Annotated in this window: 22 protein-coding genes and 1 tRNA gene; 14 read left to right on the plus strand and 9 right to left on the minus strand. The window is 32.8% G+C overall.

What is annotated here, in order from left to right; translation table 11 throughout:
- The first annotated feature begins 46 nt into the window (after positions 1-46).
- Entirely contained in the window at positions 47-2,920 is a 2,874-nt protein-coding gene (locus HYN86_RS06515; protein WP_113677310.1) for an alpha-amylase family glycosyl hydrolase, read from the plus strand.
- Between the two features lie 104 nt (positions 2,921-3,024).
- Here the strand turns inward: HYN86_RS06515 and HYN86_RS06520 are convergent, their stop codons facing one another.
- The 4 genes from HYN86_RS06520 to HYN86_RS06535 form a co-directional block, all read right to left on the minus strand.
- Positions 3,025-3,249 (minus strand): DUF6814 family protein, encoded by a 225-nt coding sequence (locus tag HYN86_RS06520; RefSeq protein ID WP_057115955.1) that lies wholly within the window; start codon positions 3,247-3,249, stop codon positions 3,025-3,027.
- Between the two features lie 11 nt (positions 3,250-3,260).
- Positions 3,261-4,754 carry an MFS transporter gene (locus HYN86_RS06525; protein ID WP_113677311.1) on the minus strand — a complete coding sequence of 498 codons (1,494 nt, stop codon included), beginning with the start codon at positions 4,752-4,754 and terminating at the stop codon, positions 3,261-3,263.
- Between the two features lie 338 nt (positions 4,755-5,092).
- The gene (locus HYN86_RS06530; protein ID WP_113677312.1) at positions 5,093-5,377 is read right to left on the minus strand and encodes a GIY-YIG nuclease family protein; all 285 of its coding nucleotides are present in this window, start codon (positions 5,375-5,377) and stop codon (positions 5,093-5,095) included.
- Positions 5,378-5,427: 50 nt separating this feature from the next.
- Positions 5,428-5,500, minus strand: a tRNA-Phe gene (locus HYN86_RS06535).
- A gap of 103 nt (positions 5,501-5,603) precedes the next feature.
- On the opposite strand from HYN86_RS06535, the gene HYN86_RS06540 reads away from it, so the two are divergent.
- The 7 genes from HYN86_RS06540 to HYN86_RS06570 all read left to right on the plus strand — a co-directional run bounded on the left by HYN86_RS06540 (position 5,604) and on the right by HYN86_RS06570 (position 12,554).
- Positions 5,604-6,338, plus strand: coding sequence for a type III pantothenate kinase (locus tag HYN86_RS06540; RefSeq protein WP_113677313.1), 735 nt, complete (start codon positions 5,604-5,606; stop codon positions 6,336-6,338).
- Entirely contained in the window at positions 6,331-7,560 is a 1,230-nt protein-coding gene (locus tag HYN86_RS06545; protein ID WP_113677314.1) for a hypothetical protein, read from the plus strand. Before HYN86_RS06540 ends, HYN86_RS06545 begins: the two co-directional genes overlap by 8 nt.
- A gap of 51 nt (positions 7,561-7,611) precedes the next feature.
- A complete protein-coding gene (gene lptC, locus HYN86_RS06550) occupies positions 7,612-8,166 on the plus strand; it encodes an LPS export ABC transporter periplasmic protein LptC (RefSeq protein ID WP_113677315.1) in 555 nt (184 codons plus the stop codon).
- Positions 8,167-8,175: 9 nt separating this feature from the next.
- The gene (locus tag HYN86_RS06555; RefSeq protein ID WP_113677316.1) at positions 8,176-8,370 is read left to right on the plus strand and encodes a hypothetical protein; all 195 of its coding nucleotides are present in this window, start codon (positions 8,176-8,178) and stop codon (positions 8,368-8,370) included.
- Between the two features lie 3 nt (positions 8,371-8,373).
- Complete coding sequence (locus HYN86_RS06560) at positions 8,374-9,630, plus strand: hemolysin family protein (protein WP_113677317.1); 1,257 nt, start codon at positions 8,374-8,376, stop codon at positions 9,628-9,630.
- Between the two features lie 107 nt (positions 9,631-9,737).
- Positions 9,738-11,837: a peptidylprolyl isomerase gene (locus tag HYN86_RS06565; RefSeq protein WP_113677318.1), complete on the plus strand. Its 2,100-nt coding sequence runs from the start codon at positions 9,738-9,740 to the stop codon at positions 11,835-11,837.
- Between the two features lie 258 nt (positions 11,838-12,095).
- Entirely contained in the window at positions 12,096-12,554 is a 459-nt protein-coding gene (locus HYN86_RS06570) for a hypothetical protein (protein ID WP_230406437.1), read from the plus strand.
- Here the strand turns inward: HYN86_RS06570 and HYN86_RS06575 are convergent.
- Both HYN86_RS06575 and HYN86_RS06580 read right to left on the minus strand, forming a co-directional pair.
- Positions 12,551-13,465, minus strand: a complete 915-nt coding sequence (locus HYN86_RS06575) for a GYDIA family GHMP kinase (protein WP_113677320.1) — start codon at positions 13,463-13,465, stop codon at positions 12,551-12,553. The two genes, HYN86_RS06570 and HYN86_RS06575, sit on opposite strands and share 4 nt — an antisense overlap.
- Positions 13,466-13,560: 95 nt before the next feature.
- A complete protein-coding gene (locus HYN86_RS06580) occupies positions 13,561-14,874 on the minus strand; it encodes a hydroxymethylglutaryl-CoA reductase, degradative (protein WP_113677321.1) in 1,314 nt (437 codons plus the stop codon).
- A gap of 182 nt (positions 14,875-15,056) precedes the next feature.
- Here HYN86_RS06580 and HYN86_RS06585 point away from each other — a divergent pair, with 182 nt between their 5' ends.
- The 6 genes from HYN86_RS06585 (at position 15,057) to HYN86_RS06610 (ending at position 22,329) form a co-directional block, all read left to right on the plus strand.
- Positions 15,057-17,228, plus strand: coding sequence for a S9 family peptidase (locus HYN86_RS06585; protein WP_113679870.1), 2,172 nt, complete (start codon positions 15,057-15,059; stop codon positions 17,226-17,228).
- A 39-nt stretch (positions 17,229-17,267) separates the two neighbouring features.
- Positions 17,268-18,944, plus strand: a complete 1,677-nt coding sequence (locus tag HYN86_RS06590) for a peptide MFS transporter (protein WP_113677322.1) — start codon at positions 17,268-17,270, stop codon at positions 18,942-18,944.
- A gap of 1 nt (position 18,945) precedes the next feature.
- The gene (locus tag HYN86_RS06595; RefSeq protein ID WP_113679871.1) at positions 18,946-20,430 is read left to right on the plus strand and encodes a peptide MFS transporter; all 1,485 of its coding nucleotides are present in this window, start codon (positions 18,946-18,948) and stop codon (positions 20,428-20,430) included.
- Positions 20,431-20,481: 51 nt separating this feature from the next.
- Positions 20,482-20,949 carry a thioredoxin family protein gene (locus HYN86_RS06600; RefSeq protein WP_113677323.1) on the plus strand — a complete coding sequence of 156 codons (468 nt, stop codon included), beginning with the start codon at positions 20,482-20,484 and terminating at the stop codon, positions 20,947-20,949.
- Between the two features lie 216 nt (positions 20,950-21,165).
- On the plus strand, positions 21,166-21,618 hold the full coding sequence (locus tag HYN86_RS06605) for a thioredoxin family protein (RefSeq protein ID WP_113677324.1): 453 nt from the start codon (positions 21,166-21,168) through the stop codon (positions 21,616-21,618).
- A 261-nt stretch (positions 21,619-21,879) separates the two neighbouring features.
- Positions 21,880-22,329 carry a thioredoxin domain-containing protein gene (locus tag HYN86_RS06610; RefSeq protein WP_205334636.1) on the plus strand — a complete coding sequence of 150 codons (450 nt, stop codon included), beginning with the start codon at positions 21,880-21,882 and terminating at the stop codon, positions 22,327-22,329.
- Positions 22,330-22,337: 8 nt separating this feature from the next.
- Here the strand turns inward: HYN86_RS06610 and HYN86_RS06615 are convergent, their stop codons facing one another.
- The 3 genes from HYN86_RS06615 to lpxB are packed head-to-tail and all read right to left on the minus strand — an operon-like array spanning position 22,338 to position 26,038.
- Complete coding sequence (locus HYN86_RS06615) at positions 22,338-24,371, minus strand: ComEC/Rec2 family competence protein (protein ID WP_113677325.1); 2,034 nt, start codon at positions 24,369-24,371, stop codon at positions 22,338-22,340.
- 52 nt (positions 24,372-24,423) lie between these two features.
- Positions 24,424-24,909, minus strand: coding sequence for a C40 family peptidase (locus HYN86_RS06620; protein ID WP_113677326.1), 486 nt, complete (start codon positions 24,907-24,909; stop codon positions 24,424-24,426).
- Between the two features lie 10 nt (positions 24,910-24,919).
- Positions 24,920-26,038, minus strand: coding sequence for a lipid-A-disaccharide synthase (gene lpxB, locus HYN86_RS06625; protein WP_113677327.1), 1,119 nt, complete (start codon positions 26,036-26,038; stop codon positions 24,920-24,922).
- Between the last annotated feature and the right edge of the window lie 27 nt (positions 26,039-26,065).

The following is a 26,065-nucleotide window of genomic DNA, read 5'->3' on the forward strand; positions in this document are numbered from 1 at the left end:
GATAGCCCTTTTTTAATAAAACTAACTAACCAAATAACCACACATTATGAAAAAAACTTTACTATCAATATTTTTATTGATGGCAGTAAATGCTTTTGCTCAGATTCAAAACGTTACTTATTCAATAAATCCTTCGTCCTTTGAGGATACTACTCCAATTACTATTTCAATTGCAGGAACAAGTGTTAATGAAGGTACTTGGGGCGTTACGGGAAATGCATTATATCTTTGGTCATGGTCTTATGATGTAAATGATACCAATCAGGCAGATTCTCCATCCAACGGATTCTGGACAGCATCAGCGGAAGCCAGCAGATTTACCTATAATGCCGCAACAGATACTTATACCAAAACATTTACTCCATCTGTATATTTTAATAGAAACGGAATCGGAAGAATGGGTTTTTTAATTAAAGCAAAAGATGGAACTGGTACAAAACAATCTCAGGATATAGTTGTCGAAGTTGGATCTTTTCAAGTAAACCTAACCGCACCATTAGCAAACAGTACCACAATTATTAATTCTGGAACTAATTTTGTGATTTCAGCAGCGAACACAAATGGTTCTGCTAGTTACACATTAAAGGCAAATGGCATAATAATCCATACAAATGCAAGTACTTCAAACTATACTTATTCACATTTTAATATTACAGGAAATCAAAATTATGAATTAATTGCAGTTCAAGGAACGACAACAATTTCTAAAAAGTTTTCAGTTATAGTAAATCCGAATACAGTTTCAGAAATAATGCCGACAGGTTTGGCAGATGGAATTAATTATAATGTTTCAGATGTTACAAAAGCAACCTTGGTTTTAGATGCTCCATTAAAGGATTTTGTTTACGTTGCAGGAAGTTTCAACAATTGGCAGCCAACTTCGGCTTATGCAATGAAAAAAGATCCATCTTCGGGAAAATTCTGGCTGGAATTAACGGGTTTAGTTTCGGGTGTAAATAATATGTATCAATATTGGGTTGTAGACGCAGCACCGCTTGCTAATTCTCCAGCAATGGTTAAAACCGCAGACCCGTATTCTACTTTAGTTTTGTCTCCTTATGATGATGCTTCGATTCCTGCGGCAAAATACCCAAATATGCCACCTTATCCCGCGGGACAAAATTTTGAGGTTACAGTTTTAAAAACGGGTCAGACTCCTTACAATTGGCAGGTTACAAATTTTGTAAAACCAGAAAAAGAGAAATTAGTGGTCTATGAAGTTTTAGTACGTGATTTTGATGCTGGCAGAAGTTATCAGAGTTTGATTGATCGCATAGATTATTTTAAAAATCTAAAAATTAATGCCATTGAATTAATGCCTGTAATGGAGTTTGAAGGAAATGAAAGCTGGGGTTATAACACCTCATTTCATATGGCTTTGGATAAATTTTATGGAACATCAGACAAATTAAAAGAGTTTATCGATTTATGTCATCAAAACGGAATTGCGGTAATTCTTGATGTGGCCCTAAATCATGCTTTTGGAAGAAATCCGATGGTAAGAATGTGGATGAATGACCCAGACGGGGATGGCTTTGGTTCGCCAACTGCCGAAAATCCTTATTTTAATACAGCTGCTAAACATAGTTACAGTGTTGGAGAGGACTTTAATCATCAATCTGCAAAAACACAATATTATGTAGAACGTGTTGTTAAACAATGGATTGAAGAATATAAAATTGATGGTTTCCGATGGGATTTAACTAAAGGGTTTACGCAAGCTTGTACAGCATCAGACGAAAGTTGTACCAATGGTTATCAACAAGATCGAGTAGATGTTTTAAAGAAATATGCTGATTATTCATGGAGTTTAGACCCGACACATTACACCATTTTTGAACATTTAGGAACAGAAACCGAAGAAAAACAATGGGCAGATTACAGAGTTGCAGAAACTCCAAGTAAAGGAATTATGATGTGGGGAAAAATGACAGATCCGTACAATCAATTGTCAATGGGTTACGCTTCAGATAGTAATATTTCAAAAATGTCAAGTGCCAATCGTGGTTTTGCTGCAAACCGTTTAATAGGTTATGCAGAAAGTCATGATGAAGAACGTTTAATGTATAAAAATATTCAATACGGAGCTTCAAGTGGTACTTATGATGTAAAAACATTAAATACAGCTTTGTCAAGAATGTCTGCGATTGGAGCAGTTTCTTTACTGGTTCCAGGGCCAAAAATGATCTGGCATTTTGGAGAGCTAGGCTGGGAAAGTTCTATTTTTACATGTAATGACAATTCTGTAAATACAAATTTTGATGCCATTTCTGGAGATTGCAAACTAGATACAAAACCGCAGCCTCAATGGGTAAATAATTGGTTAGGAAATTCAAGTCGTAATAAAATTTATAACGATTGGGCAAAAATGATTAGCCTTAAAACAGTTGAACCAGTCTTTTTGGGAACTTCCATAATTCCAAATTCTAATTCACTGACCGTCAATATAAAAATTACAAATGCCAGTTTGACTTCGGCACAATTAAAAGATGTGCTGATCTTAGCCAATTTTGATGTTACAGCACAAAATGTCGCGACAGGTTTTCCTTATTCAGGAACTTGGTATAATTTAATGGATAATACAGCTTTTACTGTAACCGATGTAAATGCGCCAATAAATCTGCCTCCGGGCGATTATAAAATTTATGGCAACAAAACGGCAAATCTAGCGATAGAGGATTTTGAAAAAGGAAATACCATAAGTTTACATCCAAATCCAGTTTCAGATTATTTTACTTTAAATAGTGCTTTTAAAAAGGTCCTAATTTATTCCGTTTCAGGTCAAGTCGTTAAAAGCTTCAATTCAAACAATAATGCTGCTTTTCAATTTGGCGTAAGCGAATTGCAAACAGGTTTATATTTGGTAAAAGCTTCTGATGAAAATGATAAAACTCAAGTTATGAAGTTTATTAAAAAATAGAAGTTGAAAATATATTTTTCAACTTAAAAATTTGGTTAAGTTTAGTAATGACAAGGGCTGTTCTACGTAAAGTAGACAGCCCTTTTCTATTTTTTTGCTTGATTTTATTTCTTTTTATTGTATTCTCCTATTAAAGAATAATAACCAAAAGTACCCAATCCCATGACAATCAGCGGTGTCAATATGAAGAGGATAATTACACCAAATACTAAATCGTCTTGCTGGTCTGAAAGCAGTTTAGGTAAACCAAATTCAAATACACAGAAATAAGCTGCTGCAGCTGCTAAAGCAATCCATAAAGCCCCTAAAACTTGTTTAATCGCATTCATTTTTTTAAATTTTAAAGGTGAGTAGTTTTGTTTTTGTTATCAATATAAATCATACCAATTACAAAGCAGATGCCGGCAATTGTAATAGGATACCATAAACCTTCCAGATAAAAATCTGGCTTTCCTGCTGTTTTGGCGTGCGTTACAAAATAAGTAGAAATAGCAGGAAGTAAACCGCCAAAAATTCCGTTACCCACATGGTAAGGAAGTGACATAGAGGTATATCTTATTTTAGTTGGAAACATTTCGACTAAAAATGCTGCAATTGGACCATAAACCATTGTTACAAAAAGTACCTGAATAAAAACTAAGAAAATTAAAGTCCATTTATCGCTTGAATTAATTGTAACCGAAATACTGCTCTGTACTTCGTTCTTTTTCATGTACGTTTTTTTCTCAAAAACGGTTGTGCCATCAGTATATTTTTTTTCAGTCGTTGTAATAGAACTTCCGTCTTCTCTATTTTCGGTTGTTTCTTTTGGATTTTCTACAATTTCTGTTTTTTGTTTGATGTCTGTTGTATTGTACATCATTTTATAAATCGGTCTATAAGATAATATTGCGATTAGCATTCCAAACATCATAATGTATTTGCGTCCGATTTTGTCGCTCAGCCATCCAAAAAAAATAAAAAAAGGAGTTCCAATTAAGAGTGCGATACCTAATAATTCATCTACTTGTGAGGAGTCAACATTCATAACTGTTTTCATGAAACTCATGGCGTAAAACTGCCCCGTGTACCAAACAACACCTTGCCCCATTGTGGCACCGAATAAAGCCAGCAAAACGAACTTCATGTTATATCTATTTCCAAAACTTTCTTTTAACGGATTTGTACTTGTTGTTCCCTCTTTTTTAGCTTTTGCAAAAACAGGCGATTCATCCATATTTTTTCTGATGAGATAGGAAACACCAACCATTGCAATCGATACCCAGAAAGGAACGCGCCAGCCCCATAAATCAAAAGCTTCTGGAGAAAGAATATTTTTGGTTGCCAGAATAACCATTAAAGAAATAAAAAGACCCACTGTTGCAGTAGTTTGAATCCAAGAAGTCCAATAGCCTTTTTCACCTGCAGGCGCATGTTCTGCTACATAAGTGGCTGCTCCCCCATACTCGCCCCCAAGAGCCAATCCTTGTAATAAACGCAGAATTAGGACTAATAAGGGTGCGAAAAATCCAATTGTTTCATAACTCGGAATACAGCCTATTAAAAAAGTCGAGCCGCCCATTAGTAATAAGGTTGCCATGAAAGTATATTTTCGGCCAATGATATCTCCAAGTCTTCCAAAAAATAAGGCTCCAAAAGGACGGACTACAAATCCGGCTGCAAACGTTGCCAAAGTTGATAAAAACGCTGCGGTCGGATTATCACTAGGAAAGAACTTCGTTGAAATAACAACGGCCAAACTGCCAAAAATGTAGAAATCATACCATTCGATCATGGTGCCCATAGAAGAGGCTGAAATTACTTTCCAAATGCCCTTAGTAGAAGTTTTGCTCATAAAACTGCTTTGAGATCTTGTTAATAAATGAAAGTCAAATATATATTTTTACGAATATATAAGATATTTTTTTATTCAGTCAATACTTTTTTAACAAAAACTGTTAATTTGTTGACATCTCATCTTTGAAAGTAAAAAAAGATTTAAACCGCAAAGAGCGCAAAGAAAAAAGCGCAAAGGTTCACAGAGTAAAATTTACTTTGCGAACCTTTGTGTAAACTTAGCGATCTTTACGATTTAAAAAACAGAAAAGTATAAAAAACAAAAAACCCGAATATTTCTATTCGGGTTTGTGGTACTTCCAGTCCCGAGGCTTCGGGAGAACCAGGGACACATATTTAGTTTCTTTTAGATAAGATATCTTTTAAAATTGACGGATCATTAATTATTTTATTATTAAAGTTTTTGCTTTTCATTCTTTTAATAAAGCGTTCCAAGTAAACAGCTTCGTCTCTGTCAGTACAATTAAAAGTCAAAACTATTTCCCAGTCATTGGCAATCTTGGTAAAGGAATTTGAATAAGAGTGATTATTGTGTTTTATTACTCTTTCGTTTATGTTATTCGTTTCGCCGATGTAAAATTTTTGAGATAATTTTGAATAGAGAATATAGAGATAATGCATTTGAATAAGTGTTAAAAAACAAAAAACCCGAATATTTCTATTCGGGTTTGTGGTACCTCCAGGGATCGAACCAGGGACACATGGATTTTCAGTCCATTGCTCTACCATCTGAGCTAAGGTACCGTTGTGCGGTTAATGCGGGTGCAAAGATAGAATCATTTTCCGTTTATCCAAAACATTTTAAAAAAAAAATCAATTCGTATCTTCGCAGAAACAAAAAGTAAAAATGATTTTAACTGTTGATGTCGGAAACACCAGAATTAAAGCGTCTGTATTTGAGGGAAATACTGCTCTGGAGAATTTTATTTTTGAGAAAAACGAACTGGAAGAAAAAATTCAAAAAATTTTAAAAAAATTTCCAAATTGCTCCGATTTGGTTGTTGCATCCGTAGGAAGTATCGAAAAACAATCCTTTTTAACTTTCGAAAATCAACTAAAAGTTCATTTTTTTTCACACGAAGATGTATTTCCTTTTCATAATAAATATGCCACTCCAAAAACATTAGGGATAGACCGTATGATTTTGGCGGCAGGAGCAGCTTTGCAATTTCCTAAACAAAATAGATTGGTTATTGATGCGGGAACATGCATAACCTACGATTTTATCGACGAAAATGATAATTATCTTGGGGGAGCCATTTCTCCAGGCCTGCGTCTGCGATATGAATCACTGCATAATTTTACGGCCAGACTGCCGTTACTTACATTAGAAGCGCCTGAAACATATATTGGAAACTCCACACAACAAGCCATACATTCTGGTGTTGTCAATGGTTTCGTCTATGAGATTGACGGTTTTATCGATGAATATCGAAAAGAGTTTTTAAATTTTATCATAATTTTAACGGGCGGCGATGCAGATTTTTTGGCTAAACGATTAAAAAATACCATATTTGCCAATTCAAATTTCCTTCTGGAGAGTTTGAATCAAACATATCAATATAAAATCGACAATGATTAAAAAAGTATTAATAAGCGCTTGTTTGCTTATATCGTTCGTTTCATTTGCTCAGCAAGGTACTGCTTCACCTTATTCTTTTTTCGGAATAGGAGATGTAAGATTCAAGGGAACTCTTGAAAATAGATCTATGGCTGGGGTTGCAGTGGAGCAAGATACGATTCACTTAAATTTAGAAAACCCTGCAAGTTATGCCAGCTTAATACAAACAACTTTTACTGTTGGAGGAACTTTTGCAACTTCTAATTTAAAAACAAGTACACAATCTGAAAAAGCACAGCGCAGTACTTTCGATTATTTGGCATTAGGAATTCCGATGGGAAAATTCGGAGCTTCATTTGGTTTAATACCAGTATCTTCAGTAGGTTATAAAATCCTTACCGACAATTCTGCAACAGAGGGTGCTACAAGTTCTCAACTTGATGGAAAAGGTGGTATAAATAAAGTTTATTTCGGACTTGGATATAAAATAATGCGTAACTGGAATATTGGAGTTGACGCACAATATAATTTTGGAAAAATTACCACTACAACAGTAGAAGCAATTACAGGAGTTCAAAATGGTACGGCAGAGGTAAATTCTTCAGAACTGTCGGGTATGGCTTTTAGTTTTGGAACAATGTACCAGAGAAAGATCTACAAAAAAGTAAGTTTGTTTTCTAGTTTAAGCTATACTTTTGCTAGTAATTTAACTTCAGATAATACAAGAACGATCTCTGTTCAAGGTGACCCAGATTCTTATGTCTATCCAGTAAATTCACAAACGCTGAAACTGCCTAACAAACTAAGTATTGGGCTTGGAGTTGGTGAGGCTAGAAAATGGCTTATTGGAGGAAATATGACATTCCAAGGAGATGGACAATTGGCAAATTATTATAATGCTGCAGAGAATGTAAGCTACGAAAAGTATACAAAATATGCTCTTGGAGGTTATTACCTTCCTAATTATAATTCCTTTACAAGTTACTTAAGCAGAATTACGTATAGAGCTGGTTTGAAATATGAAAAAATTGGATTGATTGTAAATAACGAATCGATCAAAGATGTTGGAGTAACATTAGGAGCAGGAATTCCGATTCCGCAATCTTTTTCAAATTTAAACTTTGGAATCGAATTTGGTAAACGCGGTACAGTTTCTTCTAATTTAGTACAAGAAAACTACGTGAATTTTAGTTTAAGTTTCTCTTTCAACGACAAATGGTTTGTGAAGAGTAAATTCCAATAAACATAGTATTTTATCTTTTCTAAGCTCATTACAATTTATTACATTTGGCAAATGAATTTACCAAAGAGATATAGTCTAATAGTTGTCACAGTTATTGCTGTGACACTCTTTTTTGGGTGCGAAAGTAATTTTAAAGAAGTTCAAAAAATTAACTTCTCGGAATTTGTTCCAGCCACCGATGCTGATACGGCCGATATTAAATATACAGATTCTGGACGTATTACAGGTGTTTTAAAAGCTCGTAAAATGCTGGATTATTCTAATCTCGATTTTCCATTTACAGAGTTTTCTAAAGGAATAGATGTTACTTTGTATGATAAAAAGCAAAAACGTACTTTTATAAAAGGAAATTACGCTGTTTCATATAAAAACACTGGAATTATTGATTTGATTGGAAAAGTAAAAATTACCTCGGAAGCAGGTCAGGTTTTGGAAACAGAACAATTATATTTTGACCAGAAAAATGAGTGGTTTTATACCGAAAGAAAATTTAAACTTACCGATGCAAAAGGAATTTCTCACGGTCAGGGAATAGATTTTAGTAAAGATTTTAAAGTGATTAATTCACAGCGAATAAGCGGTGAAATTGAATCCGACGAAGAATAAAACAAAATTATGGGTTACTTAAAATATACACAATTTATCTATATCGCATTTGCACTTTTTTTTGCTTATGATGGTATAATGAAACTAAACGAAGGCGATGAAAGTTACCCTTTTTACTTTGTAATCGCAGGAATGGCAATTTTTATGTTTTTCTTTAGAAGAAGGTTTCTTAAAAAGTACGATAACCACAACAAAAAACAATAAAAAATGGAAATTAGTATTATAATAATATGTTTAATACTAGCAGCCTTTTTCTCTGGAATGGAGATCGCTTTTATTTCCTCCAATAAAATTTACCTCGAAATAGAAAAGAAACAAGATGATTTTTTATCTCGTATCTTAACGAAACTCACCGAAAATCCGTCCAAATTTATTGCCGCCATGCTCATTGGTAATAATGTGGCTCTGGTTGTTTACGGATTTTTTATGGGCGATCTGATTTTGAATTGGATAACGCATTTTGGTTTTGTCTTTTCCGATTGGTGGAACATACTGATTCAGACTCTTCTCGCAGCATTTATAGTGCTGGTGACTTCAGAATTTTTTCCAAAAGTTTTTTTTCAGATTTATGCCAACTCTTTAATTAAGATTTTGGCTCTTCCCGCTTATTTATTCTACAGATTATTTTATTACATCTCAACTTTCTTTATTTGGATTGCAGATTTTGTGCTGAGTAAATTTCTTAAAACCGAAGGAAGTCAGATTCAGCTTTTCAGCAGGATTGAGCTTGGAAACTACATTACAGAACAGATGAGCACGGTTGAAGAAGATGAAGAAGTAGATTCTGAAATACAGATTTTTCAAAACGCATTAGAGTTTTCAGGTGTAAAGGCGCGGGACATAATGACGCCTCGAACAGAAATTGTAGATGTTGATTTGTTTGATACAGTTGATGATCTTAAAGCTATGTTTGTTGAAACAGGCTACTCTAAAATCATTATTAGTCAAAATTCTCTAGACGACATTGTTGGTTACGTACATTCATTTGATTTGTTTAAAAAACCAAAAACGATAAAATCGGTTTTGATGACAGTGGAATTTGTTCCTGAAACAATTTTGATAAAAGATGTGCTGAATGTACTGATCAAAAAACGTAAGAATGTGGCGGTCGTTTTAGACGAATACGGAGGAACTTCGGGAATTATTACAATAGAAGATATTGTTGAAGAACTTTTTGGCGAAATTGAAGATGAGCATGATTTAGATGAGGAATTAATTGAAGAAGAAATAGGAGAAGGCAAGTATTTGTTTTCGACACGTTTAGATGTAGAATATTTAAATGAAACCTATAAATTGATGATTCCAGAGGAAGATTCATATGGAACTTTGGGAGGTTTTATTGTCAATCGTACAAAAGAAATCCCGCAAAAAGGAGATAAAATTGTAATAGATAAGTACCACTTTTTCATAAAAGAGGCGTCAAATAAGAAAATTGAGTTAGTCAAATTGACAATAAAAGATTGATTTTTTAAATTATTAAAAAAAAATGTGTAAAATAAAACGCTAGTTGTATTGTTATTAACTAGATAATTGTATTTTCGCAAACTGAATATAAAATTAACGATAATAAAATGGCAGTTTTAGCAAAAATTAGACAGCGTTCCGCTTTATTGATAGGGGTTATTGCACTTGCATTATTTGCATTTATAATACAAGATCTATTTACAAGAGGAACATTTGGTCAAAGTTCAAAAGATGTAGGAAGCATCGACGGAAAAGATATTTCATTTGAAGACTTTAGAGTTAAAGTTAGTAATGTTGAAAAAAGTGGGCAGGGTATAACTTCCACTGAAGCTGCAAACAGAGTTTGGGATCAAGAAGTTTCAATCGCTTTATTGTCATCACAATTTGATAAATTAGGATTGAGAGTTGGTGAAAAACACTTATTAGAAGTTTTAAAATCTGATCCAAATATTGGTAAAAACCCAATGTTTTTAAACGCAGCAGGAATTTTTGATGTAGTTAAATTTAAAGATTACTTTAAATCAAATCCAGAAGCGGCACAATACATCGCTGAAAAAGAAAAAGATGCTGAATTAAATGCTAAATTTCAAATCTATAATACTTTAATTAAGTCAGGACTTTACACAACTGCTAGTGAAGGAAAATTAAAGTATGAAATGGAAGCTAACAAAGTAAGTTTTGCTTACGCTGCAGCTCCATATTCTTCTATTAAAGATAGTGAAGTAAAAATCTCTGATGATGAGATCGTAGCTTACATGAAGAAAAACGAGAAAAAATTTAAAGCGGATGCAACTCGTGAAATTCAGTACGTTTTAGTTGAAGATAAAGCTTCTAAAGAAGATGAGGCTGAAATTAAAGCTAAATTAACTTCTTTATTATCAGGAAGTGTTGTTTACAATGCAAAAACAGGTAAAAACGATACATTACCAGGATTTAGAAATGCAACAAACATTGCTGAATTTGTAAATTCAAATTCTGATGTTCCTTACGATTCAACTTACGTTCCTAAAAATGCTTTACCAGCTGTAGATGCTGATAAATTATTCAGCTTACCTGCTGGAGCAATTTACGGACCATATGTATATGGAAGATATTATGCTATTTCTAAATCTCAAGGATTTAAAGCTGGAGTTAACGCAAAAGCTAGTCATATTTTAATTGCTTACGATGGTTCTCAAACTCCATCTGCTAAAGAAAAAAGAACTAAAGAAGAAGCTAAAGCTAAAGCTGAAGAAATTTTAGCACAAGTTCAAGCTAATCCAGATAGTTTCATGATGCTTGCTTTTACAAGTTCTGATGATTCATCTGCACAACAAGGCGGTGATTTAGGATATTTTGGACCAAACCAAATGGTAAAACCATTCAATGATTTTGTATTCAATAACGGAATTGGTAAAGTTGGTTTAGTAGAAACTCCTTTTGGATTTCACATTATCAAAATTACAGATAAACAAGACGGAATTCGTTTAGCTACAATCGCTCAAAAAATTGAGCCTTCTGAAGCTACTTCTGATAAAGTATTTACTTTAGCAACTAAATTTGAAATGGATGCAGCCGATAAAGATTTCAATGCTGCTGCAAAAGAATTAGGTTTAAAAGTGGCTCAGCCAGTCGATGCTAAAGCTATGGACGAAGCATTTGGTCCATTAGGAAACCAACGTAATATCGTTAGATGGGCGTTTGATAAAGAAACAAGCAAAGGAGATGTTAAACGTTTTGAAATTGCGAACATCGGACACGTTATCGCTCAATATAAAGGTGAAAACAAATCAGGTTTAGTTTCTGTTACAATGGCAAGACCATACGTGGAGCCAATCTTGAAAAACAAGAAAAAAGCTGAAATCTTAAAAGCAAAGATGTCAGGTTCAAGTCTTGAGGCTATTGCTAAAGCTGCTGGAGTTGCTGTTCAACAAGCAGCTGATGTTACTTTAGATAATCCAGTTCTACCTGGTGGAGTTGGACAAGAGCCAAAAGTTGTTGGAAATGCATTTGCTTTAACTGCAAATAAAATTTCTGCTCCAATTGAAGGAAATACTGGAGTTTACGTTGTGAAAAACGTTAAAACAGTAAAAGCTCCTGCAATCGCTAATCACGCTGCTTATGTTGAGAAAGTAAAAGCTCAAAGCGCAAATGACGCAAGCAGAGTATTGCCAGCATTGAAAAACAATGCTAAAATTGAAGATAACAGACTACAATTCAATTACTAGAAATAGTAAAACACAATATAAAACCCGAAACGTCATTTGATGTTTCGGGTTTTCTGTTTTATTTAAAATGAACAATTTACTTTGTAATAATTTTTAGCTAATTTTCTTATAGTATATAGGAATAATCGAAATTTAATTTAAAAAATTTGTGATATTCAAATTATTACAGTTAATTTGTCCGATTTTTCATTTTAACATAATTTTTTGTTTTCAATATGTTGAAATAAAGACAATTAAAATCCAAGAACCAATACTTTAATGATCAAACATTTAATGTTTTTTACTTTTAATTTTTTTAGAAAGAAGCCTCGAGTTTATACCAAAATAGAAAGTCATATTTATGGGATTATTACCGAGCTTTTAAAAGTTAGCAGCACCGACATCAATGTAGATGAATTAGGTGGAAAATATTATTTGAGTAACGAAGAGCAGCATTTTAAAGTTACAATCTTGAGTAATGATTATGTTATAAGATTAACCAATACTCATGATTCTGTTGCTGAAAAATATGATAAAATCTTTGTTGAAGATGTTTTAAGAGCGGTAAAAGAAGAAAAGCATCGCAGAATGGAACTTGTTTACGATTCTATCACAAACAGCATCGAAAAGATGGCTGAGCGTTTGCATAACAGACTTATCGAATCGAATGAACAAGAAAACCAATCCGTTCGTCGTTTAGAAACTAAAGATGTCAAAAACAAAAAAGTAAATTACTAATTACTTAAAATCATCTGTTCGTAGGTAAATATCGTTTCGTATCCTTTTTTAGCGAAATATTCGGTTGGATTTTCTTTAGATACCACCATTACAAAATCACCACCCCAAGCACCTAGACTTTTAATTACGCCGTTAAAATCTGGAAAAACAGCTTCTTTCACGGTCTGCATTTCTAGTATGTTGCTTAAATGAATTTCGTGACGCTGTACTGCCAAAGCAAATTCTTTCAATGTTTTAGCGTGAAGAATATCGTAAGTGATCTTATTGTTTTTGGCTACGCTCTCTGCTAAATGATGATTTTTGTTATTATTGTAAGCGTAGATTGCAGACTTACTATTTTGTTTTTTATTCAAATAGACGAAATAGATATGTTCTGTAAAATCAGGATTAAACTCAACAGGTTCTACAAAATTATCTTTAACACGATATAAAACAGGAGTATCATTTTGTGCGCAGGCAATATCGTAACCGCTTCCGCCAAAACTATTGTTTAGTAATGTAAATGCATTGACATCTGCCCACTGAGCAATATTATTTATAAGTGTCGAAGAAGTTCCTAATCCCCAATTTCTTGGAAACGACAATTCTGTTTTTATTGTAAAACCATTAGACTCATCAATAAATTTTGGATTTAAGACATAAGCCTCATGAAGAATGTCAATTAATGTCGATTTAATGTTTTCAATTTTTACTGCAGGATTCGCTGTAATTTCTTCAAATGAAATCGTTTCTTCAAACCAAACTTGCTTGTCATGGTCATAACTTTTCCATTCTATTTCTTTGTTTTGGCCATCTTCAATTACCAAACTTTGACCAAATCTTGTAGGTAACGCAAAAGCATCTGCTCCATCTAAAACGAGATATTCTCCGGCGATAAAAAGTTTTCCGTTACTGTAAAATGTTTTTTTCATGCGTTATATTTTAGCCCCGATAGCAGTGGAAATCCTTTTGCTTTTTTTCTTTAAAAAAGGAAAAGATTGTAACGAATAGCGGGAATAGCTCCAAATTATTTTCTTAAGTTTTCAATAAATTCTACCACAGCACTGTGCGTTACTGCTATTTTTTTAAAGTGCGTTTTAATTAATTGGCGCTCTTCATCGGTAGCTTCGAATTGATTGATAATATTATTTAAGTGCATTTTCATGTGGCCTTCCTGTATTCCTGTAGTGGTAAGTGAACGCAGTGCGGCGAAGTTTTGTGCTAAACCGGCAACAGCAACAATTTCCATTAATTCCTGTGCAGAAGGTTTTTCTAGAATGTCTAAACACAATTTAACTAAAGGGTGCAAAGAAGTTAATCCCCCTACGGTACCCAATGCAAGCGGAATTTCAAGCCAGAAAGTAAAGATTTCATCTTCGATTTTTGCATGAGATAAGCTGGCATATTGACCGTTTTTTGCGGCATAGGCATGAACGCCTGCTTCTACGGCTCTAAAGTCGTTTCCTGTTGCTAAAATTACGGCGTCAACACCGTTCATTATACCTTTATTATGTGTGACTGCCCTAAAAGGTTCTACTTCGGCAATTTGCACAGCCTGTACAAATCGCTCCGCAAATTCTTTCGGGTCATCAATGTGTTTTTCTGCTAGTTCTTCAATAGGGCAGGAAACTTCTGCTCTAACCAGACAATTTGGGACATAGTTAGATAAAATACTCATGATAACTTCTACTGCTTCACCACTTTCAGTTAAATCACTATTGCGGGCTTCCTCTTTTAAAGTAGATGCAAATTGTTCTAAACAAGAATTTATAAAATTTGCTCCCATGCTGTCTTTGGTTTCAAAAGTTGCATGAAGCTGATAATAATTTTCAAGTAGACTTCTTTTGTCTTTTAGCTTAATATCTAAAATACCGCCGCCACGCTGCTGCATGTTTTTGGTAATGCTTTGGGTTTCTAAGAAAAATTTAGGTTTTATCTCTTCAAAAAAACTTTTTAGTTTTTCTGCATCTCCATTGTATGTAAAGTGAACTTGGCCAATTTTTTCGGTGTTAATAATTGTTGTTTTAAAACCACCTCGTGTAGACCAATATTTTGCTGCTTTAGATGCTGCTGCTACGACAGAACTCTCTTCGATAGCCATTGGTATGGTTTTGTATTTTCCGTTGATTAAAAAGTTCGGAGCAACTCCAAGTGGGATATAGAGGTTTGTAATGGTGTTTTCGATAAATTCATCATGCAGCTGCTGAAGCTTTTCATCTGTATTCCAGTAATTTCTTATAATATTTTGTGCCTCTTCAGGGTTCGAAAAATATTCATTTGCAATCCAGTTAATTTTTTCTTTTTTGGATAATTTAGAAAATCCAGCAACAGCGTTGTTCATTCTCAGTATATTAAATAATAATGTTGCGGCAAATATACCATTTTACGAGATTTGTTTAAAATGTATTTTAAAGTTGGAAAGCACGCAATCGTTATTTTTTTTAACATTTAACACTTAATATGTGTATTATGTTTATTTTTTTTACTAAAATTGGGCTCTTTTTTATATTTAAATTAATTGTAATGAGTACAAGTAAAATTACTGTAATACTTTTATTTCTAGTTGCGACCGTTTTTGGCCAACAAAAAATCACTATCGAAAATATTTATGGCGGAACATTCCGAGCTAAAGGAATGGATGAGCTTCAATCGCTAAAAAATACAGACCAATATACGGTATTGAATGTTGATAGAGCAAGTAGAAGCATGCAGATTGATTTGTATGATTTTGCAACTTTAAAAAAAGTATCTAACTTAATTGATACTAAAAATCATAAAGAACTTTCGCAGGGTATTGACAGTTATACTTTTGATGCATCAGAAAAAAAGATTTTAATTGCTTGTAAAACCAATCAAATTTTCCGTCACTCTTTTACTGCGGATTATTATTTATATGACATCGCTTCAAAATCTTTATCTAAACTTTTTGATTTTCAAGTTCAGGAGCCGACTTTTTCTCCTGATGGTTCAAAAATCGCTTACGCAAAAGAAAATAACTTATACGTATACGATATAGCATCTAAAAAATCTACTGCAATTACTACAGATGGTAAAAAGAATGCTGTAATTAATGGTATTACTGACTGGGTTTATGAAGAAGAATTTGCTTTTGTTCGCGCATTCGACTGGAGCAAAGACAGTAAAAAAGTAGCTTATATTCGTTTTGATGAAAGTCAGGTTCCTGAGTTTTCAATGTCGGTATTTCAAAAAGATTTATATCCAAAAATTGAAACGTTTAAATATCCAAAAGCTGGAGAAAAAAATTCAGAAGTTTCATTACATATATATGACGTAGCGGCTGGAGCGACAAAAAAAGTAGATTTAGGAAAATACAATGATTTCTATATTGCTAGGCTGCAGTGGACAAACGATGCAAATGTGCTTTCTGCACAGGTTTTGAACCGTCACCAAGATAATCTTGACTTATTATTTATTGATGGAAATACAGCTGCTGCAAAAGTAGTTTTAAATGAAAAAGATAAAGCTTATGTTGATGTAACAGATAATTTAACTTTCTTAAAAGACAATAGTTTTATCTGGACTAGCGAAAAAGATGGTTTTAATCATATTTATTTATATGATAAAACAGGAAAACTTAAAAATCAAGTTACAAAAGGAAACTGGGAAGTAACATCTTACTATGGTTTTGACGAAAAATCAAAAACTATTTTCTTTCAATCTACAGAGAATGGTTCAATCAACAGAGATCTTTACAGAATAGGTTTAGACGGAAAAAATAAATTACGTTTATCTAAAAAAACGGGAACAAGTGCGGCTACTTTCAGCCCTAACTTCCAATATTTTATTACTACTTACTCAAGTAATTTAGTACCTACGACTTACACTTTAAATGAGTCTAAAACAGGAAAAGAAATTCAAGTTATAGAAAACAATCAAGCGCTTGCTGATAAACTTAAAGAATATAACTTGCCGGCAAAAGAATTTATCGTTTTGAAAACCGCAAAAGGAAACGAATTAAATGCTTGGATTTTAAAACCAAAAGATTTTGATCCTTCAAAAAAATATCCAGTTTTCATGTACCAATATTCTGGTCCAGGATCACAGCAGGTAAATAATGATTGGAATAATAGTGATGACTATTGGTTTTTATCACTTACGCAGCAAGGTTACATTGTAGCTTGTGTTGACGGAAGAGGAACTGGCTATAAAGGCGCAGATTTCAAAAAAGTTACTCAAAAAGAATTAGGAAAATATGAGGTAGAAGATCAAATCGATGCTGCAAAAGTTATTGGTTCTTATTCTTATGTTGATCCTTCTAGAATTGGTATTTTCGGATGGAGTTATGGCGGTTTCATGGCTTCTAACTGTATCTTCCAAGGTAATGATGTTTTCAAAATGGCAATTGCTGTTGCTCCGGTAACAAACTGGAGATTTTATGACAGTGTTTATACAGAAAGATATATGCAGACTCCGCAGGAAAATGCAAGCGGATACGATCAAAATTCACCAATCAACCACGTAGATAAATTAAAAGGTAAATTTTTATTGATTCACGGTTCAGCTGATGATAATGTTCACGTTCAGAATTCTATGCAGATGATGGAAGCTTTAATTCAGGCTAACAAACAGTTTGAATCTCAAATTTATCCAGATAAAAATCACGGTATTTACGGAGGAAAAACAAGAATTCAGCTTTACAATAAAATGACAAATTTTATTAAAGAAAACTTATAATCTAAATCTTTAAAACTTTTTAATTAAATAAAGAATAATATGGTAGAAACTAAAGTAAAAACTGCACATCCAAAAGGACTTTGGGTATTGTTTGGGACGGAGATGTGGGAGCGGTTTAATTTTTATGGAATGCGGGCTTTATTGACTTTATTTCTTGTAAATTCATTATTAATGAAAGAAGAAGAAGCCTCATTGATTTACGGAGGTTTTCTTGGACTTTGTTATTTAACGCCAATGTTGGGTGGTTTCGTTGCCGATCGTTTTTTAGGTAATAGAAACTGTATTTTATTAGGTGGATTATTAATGGCAATTGGGCAAATGCTTTTATTTACCAGCGGCAGTATTTTTGAATCTAACTTAGGTTTGGCCAAAACAATTATGTATTCTGCATTAGGAGTTATTGTTTTTGGTAACGGATTCTTCAAGCCAAACATTTCGAGTATGGTGGGAAGTTTGTATCCTAAACAAGAAAAAACAAAATTAGATAGTGCTTTTACTATTTTCTATATGGGAATCAACATCGGAGCTTTTTTAGGTCAGTCAATTTGTCCTTTATTAGGAGATGTGAAAGATGCTGGAGGAATTAGAGATATTCATGCTTTTAGATGGGGATTCATGGCAGCTTCTATTGCAATGTTGTTAGGAACAATTCTTTTTTACTTCTTAAAAAATAAATATGTAGTTTCTCCAGAAGGTAAACCATTAGGAGGACTTCCTTCTAAAAATGATGCTTCTGATTTTGAAGAAGGAGAAGCACAGCAGGCAAACTTTTCAAGTAAAGCTTTAACACTTGCTGGAATTGCGTTTATCGCTTTAGGATTCTTTTTTCATTATGTTGTAGGTCAGAACTTAATTTATACTTTGATTTATTCAAGTGGATTGGCATTGGCTGGTTTGATTATTTCGGATTCGTCGCTGACAAAAATCGAAAGAGATAGAATCATTGTAATTTATATTGTTTCATTTTTTATTATTTTCTTCTGGGCGGCGTTCGAGCAGGCGGGTTCTTCATTAACTTTTATTGCAGATAACCAAACAGATAGAAACTTCTTTGGTTTTCAAATGCCTGCGTCAATGGTGCAGATTTTTAACGGATTATTTGTGGTATTATTAGCAGTTCCGTTTAGTATTTTATGGGATACTTTGAGAGCAAAAGGAAAAGAACCGATTTCTCCTGTAAAATTAGCTGTAGGTCTTGTTGTTATTTCGATAAGTTTCTTCATGATTGCGACTCAGGTTTCTTACATTGGAACTTCTGGTTTATTATTGGTTAAATGGTTAATTCTATTATATTTCTTAAATACATGTGCAGAGTTATGTTTGTCTCCAATTGGGTTATCATTGGTTGGTAAATTATCTCCAAAACGTTTTGCTTCTTTGTTATACGGAGTATTCTTCTTGTCTAATGCATCAGGTTATGCATTAGGAGGAACTTTAGGTTCTATTTTACCTGCAACAGGCGATAAATTCATCAAAGCAAAAGAATTAGGAATCGATCTTCAAGCTATTTTAGATAAAACGGTAACGCCAACTGCAGAGCAATTAGCTCTTTTAGAAAAGCATCAGATTAGTGCAGCAAATCACTTTTTTGCTGGATTTGAAATTCACAATTTATATGAATTTTTTATGGTGTTTGTGGTACTTACAGGTATTGCTGCAATTATATTATTTGCGTTGACTCCATTCTTGAAAAAGATGATGCATGGTGTTAGATAAAATGGAAAAGAAAATTACATTAGAAGAAATTCAAAATTTTGAAGGCAAGTACCCAAAGCAATTGTGGTACTTGTTTTTTGTTGAAATGTGGGAGCGTTTCTGTTTCTACGGAATGCGGGGCGTGCTTACAATTTTTATGGTTGATCAGCTTTTTTTGAAAGAAGATCATGCTAGTTTGCAATATGGGGCTATTCAAGCTTTTGTTTATGCCTTTACTTTTGTTGGAGGTATTTTTGCCGATAAAGTGCTGGGTTTTAAAAAATCGCTTTTCTTTGGCGCAATCGTAATGATTCTCGGCAATCTTTTAATAGCTGTATCTCCTCACGATTTATTTTATTACGGAATCGCATTCTCAATTATTGGAACTGGTTTCTTTAAGCCAAACGTTTCTTCAATGGTAGGAGAGCTGTATAAAGAAGATGATGGAAGAAGGGATGCTGGTTATGGAATGTTTTATGCTGGTATAAATGTAGGAGGTCTTTTTGGAGGTGCTTTGTGTGTCTACTTAGGAAAATATTATTCTTGGCAGTTGTGTTTCTTATCAGCAGCATTAGTAATGTTTTTGGGATTGATTACATTTTTATTTACTAAAAAATATTTGGGACCAATTGGTGATTCTCCTTTATTGGATTTACAGCCATCTAAAAGAAGAATTCGCGAAATCGCGGTTTATGTATTATCGCTATTAAGTATTCCATTTATTTTTATAATGGTTAAGAATACTGATTATACGGATTATTTCATGTATACAATTGGTATTATTGCTGTATTGTATTTTACTTATGAATTGATAAAGCTGGGAGATGTTAAACTTCAGAAAAAGCTTTTTGCGGCGTTTTTATTTGTGTTTTTCTATCTTTTATTTAATGCAATTTATGAGCAGAGCGGTGGTTCGTTATCACTTTTTGCAAAAGACAATCTAGATAACAAATTATTGTTTTTTAATATTGATCCCAACATTATCAATAACAGTTCAAATACGTTTTTCGTGGTGGTTTTAAGTCCGCTGATTGGATTGTTGTGGATTTGGATGGGAAAAAGAAAAATTGAACCTAATACCCTGATTAAATTCGGAATTGGATTTTTGTTTTTGGCAGCTTCGTTTTATATTTTCTATTTAACTAAGTTTTTTGCTAATTCTCAAGGAATTGCTTCTTTAAATGTCTTCACTTTCGCTTATTTGGTAACAACAATTGGTGAACTTTGTTTAGGACCAATAGGAATGTCAATCATTACCAAACTTTCTCCAAAAAGATTATTTGGAATGATGATGGGTTTGTGGTTCCTGGCAAGCGCATTTGGACAGTTGGCAGCTGGAAAATTAGGAGCAGAAATATCAAGATCAAACACTGGAGATACCTTAATGTCTAAATTACAATCGTATACAGAAGGATATTATCAACTAGCGATCTATTCACTTGTTGCTGGAGTTGTGTTAATTGCGATTTCGCCTGTACTTAAAAAATTAATGCAAGAAGTAAAATAGATTCATTTTACAATTTGTTTTTTTATGTAAATTTGTGAAAAATTTCTCATTATGAAAAAAATAGTACTCATTGCTTTATTTTTAATTGGTGCGTTGAATGCTCAGGCACAAGAATTAAAATGGTATACAGATGTAAGGGAAGCTATTACTGTAAGTAACAAAGAACAAAAACCTATGTTGATGTTTTTTACAGGAAGTGACTGGTGCGGCTGGTGTATTCGACTGCAGAATGAAGTTTTAAAAACAGAGGAGTTCAAAAAATGGGCATCTGGGAACGTGGTTTTAGTAGAACTGGATTATCCAAGAGGTGTTGCTCAGACACCAGAAATCAGAAGTCAAAACAATGAATTACAGCAAGCTTTTGGAATTCAAGGTTTTCCGACTATTTTCTTCACTAGTGCAGAATCTAAGGATGGAAAAATCAATTTTAAAGGTCTTGGTAAAACAGGATATGTTGCTGGTGGACCATCTGCATGGTTAACTGTAGCAGAAGGAATTGTTCATCCAAAAAAAATATAGTTCTTAAAATCTTAAATAAATAGTAAAGCCTCTTACAATTTGTAAGAGGCTTTTTTTGTTTAGTAAGAAAATATTTCTTATCATTTATTCTAATTACATATTTTATATTTTATTATAAATAAAAAAACATATAATGTATTTTTTGTGGTAATAAAAATTGGAAAATTAAAATATTATGTTAATTTCGTCATGCTAATCTAACCAAAACCAATTAATATGACTAAAAAACTACTTATCCTACTATTTTTTTTAGGTCCATTTATGATGAAAGCGCAAAATTTAGCATGGAGAACTAACATGACCGATGCTATTGCGATAAGTAACGACCAAAGAAAACCAATGCTGATTTTATTTACTGCCTCGGGTGTACCAGAAAATCTTCAAAATGAAATTTTTAAAACTCCAGATTTCGCCGTTTGGTCGCGTGATAACGTGATTTTAGTAAAGCTCGATTTATCAGATGTGAATGCTTCTGAAAGCGATCGCGAACAAAATGTAAAACTGAAAAATGCATTTGGGGTTGAAGATCTTCCAGAGGTATGTTTCGCTTTGGCATCAGTAAGAAAAAACAAGACTACATTCAGTGCCCTAGGGAAAATTGCTTATAAACCTGGAGGAGCAAAAGCTTGGATTGCAGAATCGAATTCGATTTTACATCCAGCTGAATAATACGATTTCATTTAACTTTTATTTAATTTTTTTTAATCCCTTTTTTGTTTAAAAAGAAGGGGTTTTTTTGTTGTCAGAAATTACGACAGCGAATTTGATGTTTTTTAGTAGTGTTTATTTAACATTTATTAAAAAAGAGGCTTATTATTATTAATTTGATTTTAATGCTTAGAACTTGGTTATTAATTCATTAAATAATTGATTTGATATAATTATTTATATTATTTTAGATTTTATTAACATAACCAAAACTCAAATTATATGCCTAAAAAACTACTTATCCTACTACTATTTTTAAGTCCATTGTTGATTCATTCCCAGAACATAATATGGAAAACAGACATTAATGAGGCCGTGGCCACTAGTGCTGAAAAAAGAAAACCCTTATTGATTTTTTTTACGGGTCAAGGCGTAAATCCACAGCTTCAAAATGAAATTTTTGCGACTCGCGACTTTGAGGACTGGTCTCGTAAAAATGTTATTTTAGTAAAATTAGACCTTTCAGATGCTTCAATTACAGATTCGGCAAAAGAGCAAAATTTAAGACTAAAAAATGCTTTTGGTATTGAAGAAATTCCGCAGGTTTGCTTTACGGAAGTTGCAGTGAGAAAAGGGAAAACTAATTTTAATAAACTGGGTCTCATTTCTTACATGTCTTCCGGCGTTAAAGCTTGGATTTCCGAGTCCAATTTGATTTTAAACCCAGAATAAAAAAGCAATTATAATTTATAGTATCCCTTTTCTTTCGTAGAATGAAAAGGGATATTTTTTTTGAGGCAGCTGTTTCTCCAAGTCTTTTGAATTGAATTTGAATTCGAGCCGTCTGCAATGATGATTTTCGGATGAATATCTTTTAATATTCTATCTAGATTTATCTTGGGAGACTGGGTTAGAATGAGAATTTCAGGTGCTGACTTAGAAGGATAAATTCCTGTACTATCAATTATAAGGAGTTTTTTATCTTTAAAATAAAGAAGATTTTTAATTTCTTTAATCTTATTCAAAGCAATGGAGTTTCCTACAAGATACATGTTGAGATTCCTCTTGTTTTTATTTTTATTAAAAGTGGTATCTCTTGTATACAAAACAATATTTTTTCCTGTACGTTCAGATATTAGAGTATTATTTTTTTCGTTGTAAACAATCAATTCTGTTTCGCTTTCAATTTGAAATTTAGTTACAATAAATGCAATCTGAATTAAAATTAAGGAACAAAATGTCAACACTAATTTATTGTAATTAGGCTTCTTAAACCAGAGAATACTATAAATAATAAAGAGATAAAATGTAAGTAAATGATAAGAATTGAAACTAATATCTCTGATAACAAAAGAATCTACTGAAGCAACTGCGTGAATCATTAGATTTAATAAATAGATGCTTTTTTCAAAAATCAATGTTATAAACAATGGCGGACTTGTAAAAATTGCCATAATCATTACAACAATTCCTGCGATCATTATAAAAGACAGAACAGGAAGAATAATTATATTAGTCACAAAAAATAAACCTGGAAATTGATGAAAGTAATACAAGCAAAGCGGTAAAGTCCCTATTTGTGCTGCAAAGGAAACAGTGAGTGCTTCCCAAATGTAAATTGTTAGTTTGTTCTTTGGTGTATAAATATTCTTTAGAAGCGGCTGGAGCCAAAGGATAAAGAATAGCGCCAAGTAACTTAATTGAAAACCAACATCGAATAAAAAATAGGGTTCAAAAAGTAATATTAATAAAATTGAGACTAATAAGGTGTGGTAAATATTACCAGTTCTTCTTAAATGATTTCCAACAGCTACAAAAGAAAACATTACAACGGACCTTAAAACCGATGGTGATAATCCTGATATAATTGCAAATCCAGCTAGAGAAATTAAAATAGAAGCAAGTTTAATAAAAGAGCCCTTTTTTGTATTTGGAATTGGTTTTAAAATGAAGGTGATAAATAGCATTATAAAACCAACATGTAAACCCGAAACAGACAAAATATGAGTTGCACCAGAATATTGATAATCCAGAATAATATCTTGTGAAATTTCTTGCTGTTGCCCTAAAATTAAAGCGAGGGCAACATTCATTTCTGCTTTATTAAATTCTGATTTTTCGAGGTTTGAAACTATTCGTGAATGTAGTCTAGCACAGTAATACCAAATGTCTTTGGTAACGGTTTTGCTGACTAGAATATCTTTTTTTTGACAGTAAATCTGAGCATAAATTTGTTTGTCGGACAAGTATCTGCTGTAATCAAATTGATTCGGATTTTTGTTTGATTTATTAGCCTGTAAAGAGGTTTGGATTTTTATAGTATTTCCAATTATCAAACGATTTGGCGTGCTGTCTTTTTGAATGTTAACTATTATTTTTCCAGTATAAATTTTATCTGAAATACTTTTAATATGACCAATGTAACGGTCGCTGTAATCGTTACTTTTTAATTTTTCTCTCAGTATTAAAGTTACAGATTCTGGTTTTTCGTATACAGATTGGCAATGTGTGTAATTGGTTTTTTGAAGTTTATCGGTATGACTTATAAGCGTGATGACGCCAATAAGAAATGATAGGAAATATACCGAAACTCCAAATGAGATATATTTCTTTTTATGTCTTAAGTTCCAGAAATAGTTAAAACAAAATATTACAAAAGATGATGAAAGCGAAATCATTATCAGTGGTACTGATAAATGTAAATAATAGGAGGCAATAACTCCTAAACTAAAGGCAATAGTAATTTTAACTAACGGAAAATCTAATACTTTCATGGCTTAAAAGTATTAAATATTTGTAAGAAAAATAATAAAAAAATTAGAATTTTTAAGGAAGAACTCTGTTTACCTGTTCAAAAGAGTTTTTGTAATAAGGTTCTTTTGTAGAAGAAATAATTACCCCTTTTGAAGTGGAAGAATGAACAAATTTTACTTCATCTGAATTGGCTTCTGTAATTAATCCCACATGATTGATTTGTCTGCTTTTATTGGTTTTAAAGAAAATTAAATCGCCTTTTTTGGCGTCATTCAGCGGAATTACTTTTCCAATTTTAGCTTGGTCATATGAGCTTCTTGGCAATTTTATATTTTCACTTTCGAATGTTGTGTAAACTAATCCAGAACAGTCGAAGCCGCTTTTTGTAGTCCCTCCCGCTTTGTATCGAACGCCAATATTGTCAGTTGCTTTTTCGATTAAATTGTGAACTAAAGTTCTATTTTCTCTTTTAGACTCGCTTTTGCTTACGGCAGTTGAAGTCGATTTACAAGAAGTAAAAGCAACAGCCAAAAGCAGGAAAATTATAATTCTTTTCAAAACGTAGTAATTAATTGTTTTTTAAATCGGCAACTATAAGTTTTGCCGTTTTAGTGCTCGCGCCGACCCCTCCAAGTTTTTGCTCTAAAATATCATAGTTTTGAAGCAGTTTAGAGCGATATTCAGGCTCTAATAATTTTTGTAATTCTTCTTTAATTCGTTTTTTATTGCAGTCGGCTTGGATCAATTCGGTTACAACTTCTTGATCCATAATTAAATTGACGAGAGAAATATATTTTAATGTAATAATACGTTTCGCAATTTGATAGGAAACTTCACTTCCTTTGTAACAAACTACTTCGGGAACTTTAAAAAGTGCCGTTTCAAGAGTAGCTGTCCCAGAAGTTACCAAGGCTGCTGTTGAAGAACGCAGTAAATCGTAGGTTTTATTCGAAACAAACGCAATATTTTTGTTTTTTAGAAACTGCTGATAGAATTCATATTCCTGACTTGGAGCGCCGGCAATTACAAATTCGTAATCTTGAAAATCATCAACAACACTTAACATTACGCTCAGCATTTTGGTAATTTCTTGTTTACGGCTTCCCGGTAAAACAGCAATAATTGGTTTTTCACCTAAATTATTTTCTTTTCTAAACGAAGCTTCGTCAAACGCAGGCTGATTCTGAATGGCATCAATTAAAGGATGTCCGACAAAATCAACTGGAAATTGATGTTTGTCTTCGTAAAAACTTTTTTCAAAAGGCAAAATAACAAACATCTTGTCGACATCTTGTTTGATTGCTTTGATTCGGTTTTCTTTCCAAGCCCAAATTTGAGGTGAAATATAATAATGAGTTTTATAGCCTAATTCTTTTGCCCATTTTGCAATTCGCATATTAAAACCAGGATAGTCAATAAAAATAAGTACATCTGGTTTAAACTCAGTTATGTCTTTTTTACAGATTTTTATATTGTTTAAAATGGTTTTCAAATTAAAAACCACTTCAATAAAGCCCATAAAAGCTAGATCTCGGTAATGTTTTACAAGAGTTCCGCCAGCTTTCTGCATTAAGTCGCCTCCCCAAAATCTAATGTCTGCTTGCGGATCTTCAGCATATAAAGCTTTCATTAAATTAGATCCGTGTAAATCTCCAGAGGCTTCACCTGCAATTATGTAATACTTCATAATGGTTTTTTTGAAAAATGCTCAAAT

The organism is Flavobacterium fluviale, assembly GCF_003312915.1.
GTDB classification, from domain to species: Bacteria; Bacteroidota; Bacteroidia; order Flavobacteriales; family Flavobacteriaceae; genus Flavobacterium; species Flavobacterium fluviale.

Bases quoted from the DNA above. Each gene is read 5' to 3' on its own strand.
- HYN86_RS06530 (WP_113677312.1), bottom strand. From the start codon at position 5,377: ATGCATTATCTCTATATTCTCTATTCAAAATTATCTCAAAAATTTTAC.
- HYN86_RS06545 (WP_113677314.1), top strand. From the start codon at position 6,331: ATGATTAAAAAAGTATTAATAAGCGCTTGTTTGCTTATATCGTTCGTT.
- lpxB (WP_113677327.1), bottom strand. From the start codon at position 26,038: ATGAAGTATTACATAATTGCAGGTGAAGCCTCTGGAGATTTACACGGA.
- HYN86_RS06590 (WP_113677322.1), top strand. From the start codon at position 17,268: ATGGTAGAAACTAAAGTAAAAACTGCACATCCAAAAGGACTTTGGGTA.
- HYN86_RS06595 (WP_113679871.1), top strand. From the start codon at position 18,946: ATGGAAAAGAAAATTACATTAGAAGAAATTCAAAATTTTGAAGGCAAG.
- lptC (WP_113677315.1), top strand. From the start codon at position 7,612: ATGAATTTACCAAAGAGATATAGTCTAATAGTTGTCACAGTTATTGCT.
- HYN86_RS06540 (WP_113677313.1), top strand. From the start codon at position 5,604: ATGATTTTAACTGTTGATGTCGGAAACACCAGAATTAAAGCGTCTGTA.
- HYN86_RS06615 (WP_113677325.1), bottom strand. From the start codon at position 24,371: ATGAAAGTATTAGATTTTCCGTTAGTTAAAATTACTATTGCCTTTAGT.
- HYN86_RS06600 (WP_113677323.1), top strand. From the start codon at position 20,482: ATGAAAAAAATAGTACTCATTGCTTTATTTTTAATTGGTGCGTTGAAT.
- HYN86_RS06570 (WP_230406437.1), top strand. From the start codon at position 12,096: ATGATCAAACATTTAATGTTTTTTACTTTTAATTTTTTTAGAAAGAAG.
- HYN86_RS06520 (WP_057115955.1), bottom strand. From the start codon at position 3,249: ATGAATGCGATTAAACAAGTTTTAGGGGCTTTATGGATTGCTTTAGCA.
- HYN86_RS06575 (WP_113677320.1), bottom strand. From the start codon at position 13,465: ATGAAAAAAACATTTTACAGTAACGGAAAACTTTTTATCGCCGGAGAA.
- HYN86_RS06585 (WP_113679870.1), top strand. From the start codon at position 15,057: ATGAGTACAAGTAAAATTACTGTAATACTTTTATTTCTAGTTGCGACC.
- HYN86_RS06555 (WP_113677316.1), top strand. From the start codon at position 8,176: ATGGGTTACTTAAAATATACACAATTTATCTATATCGCATTTGCACTT.
- HYN86_RS06605 (WP_113677324.1), top strand. From the start codon at position 21,166: ATGACTAAAAAACTACTTATCCTACTATTTTTTTTAGGTCCATTTATG.
- HYN86_RS06525 (WP_113677311.1), bottom strand. From the start codon at position 4,754: ATGAGCAAAACTTCTACTAAGGGCATTTGGAAAGTAATTTCAGCCTCT.
- HYN86_RS06565 (WP_113677318.1), top strand. From the start codon at position 9,738: ATGGCAGTTTTAGCAAAAATTAGACAGCGTTCCGCTTTATTGATAGGG.
- HYN86_RS06515 (WP_113677310.1), top strand. From the start codon at position 47: ATGAAAAAAACTTTACTATCAATATTTTTATTGATGGCAGTAAATGCT.
- HYN86_RS06560 (WP_113677317.1), top strand. From the start codon at position 8,374: ATGGAAATTAGTATTATAATAATATGTTTAATACTAGCAGCCTTTTTC.
- HYN86_RS06610 (WP_205334636.1), top strand. From the start codon at position 21,880: ATGCCTAAAAAACTACTTATCCTACTACTATTTTTAAGTCCATTGTTG.
- HYN86_RS06580 (WP_113677321.1), bottom strand. From the start codon at position 14,874: ATGAACAACGCTGTTGCTGGATTTTCTAAATTATCCAAAAAAGAAAAA.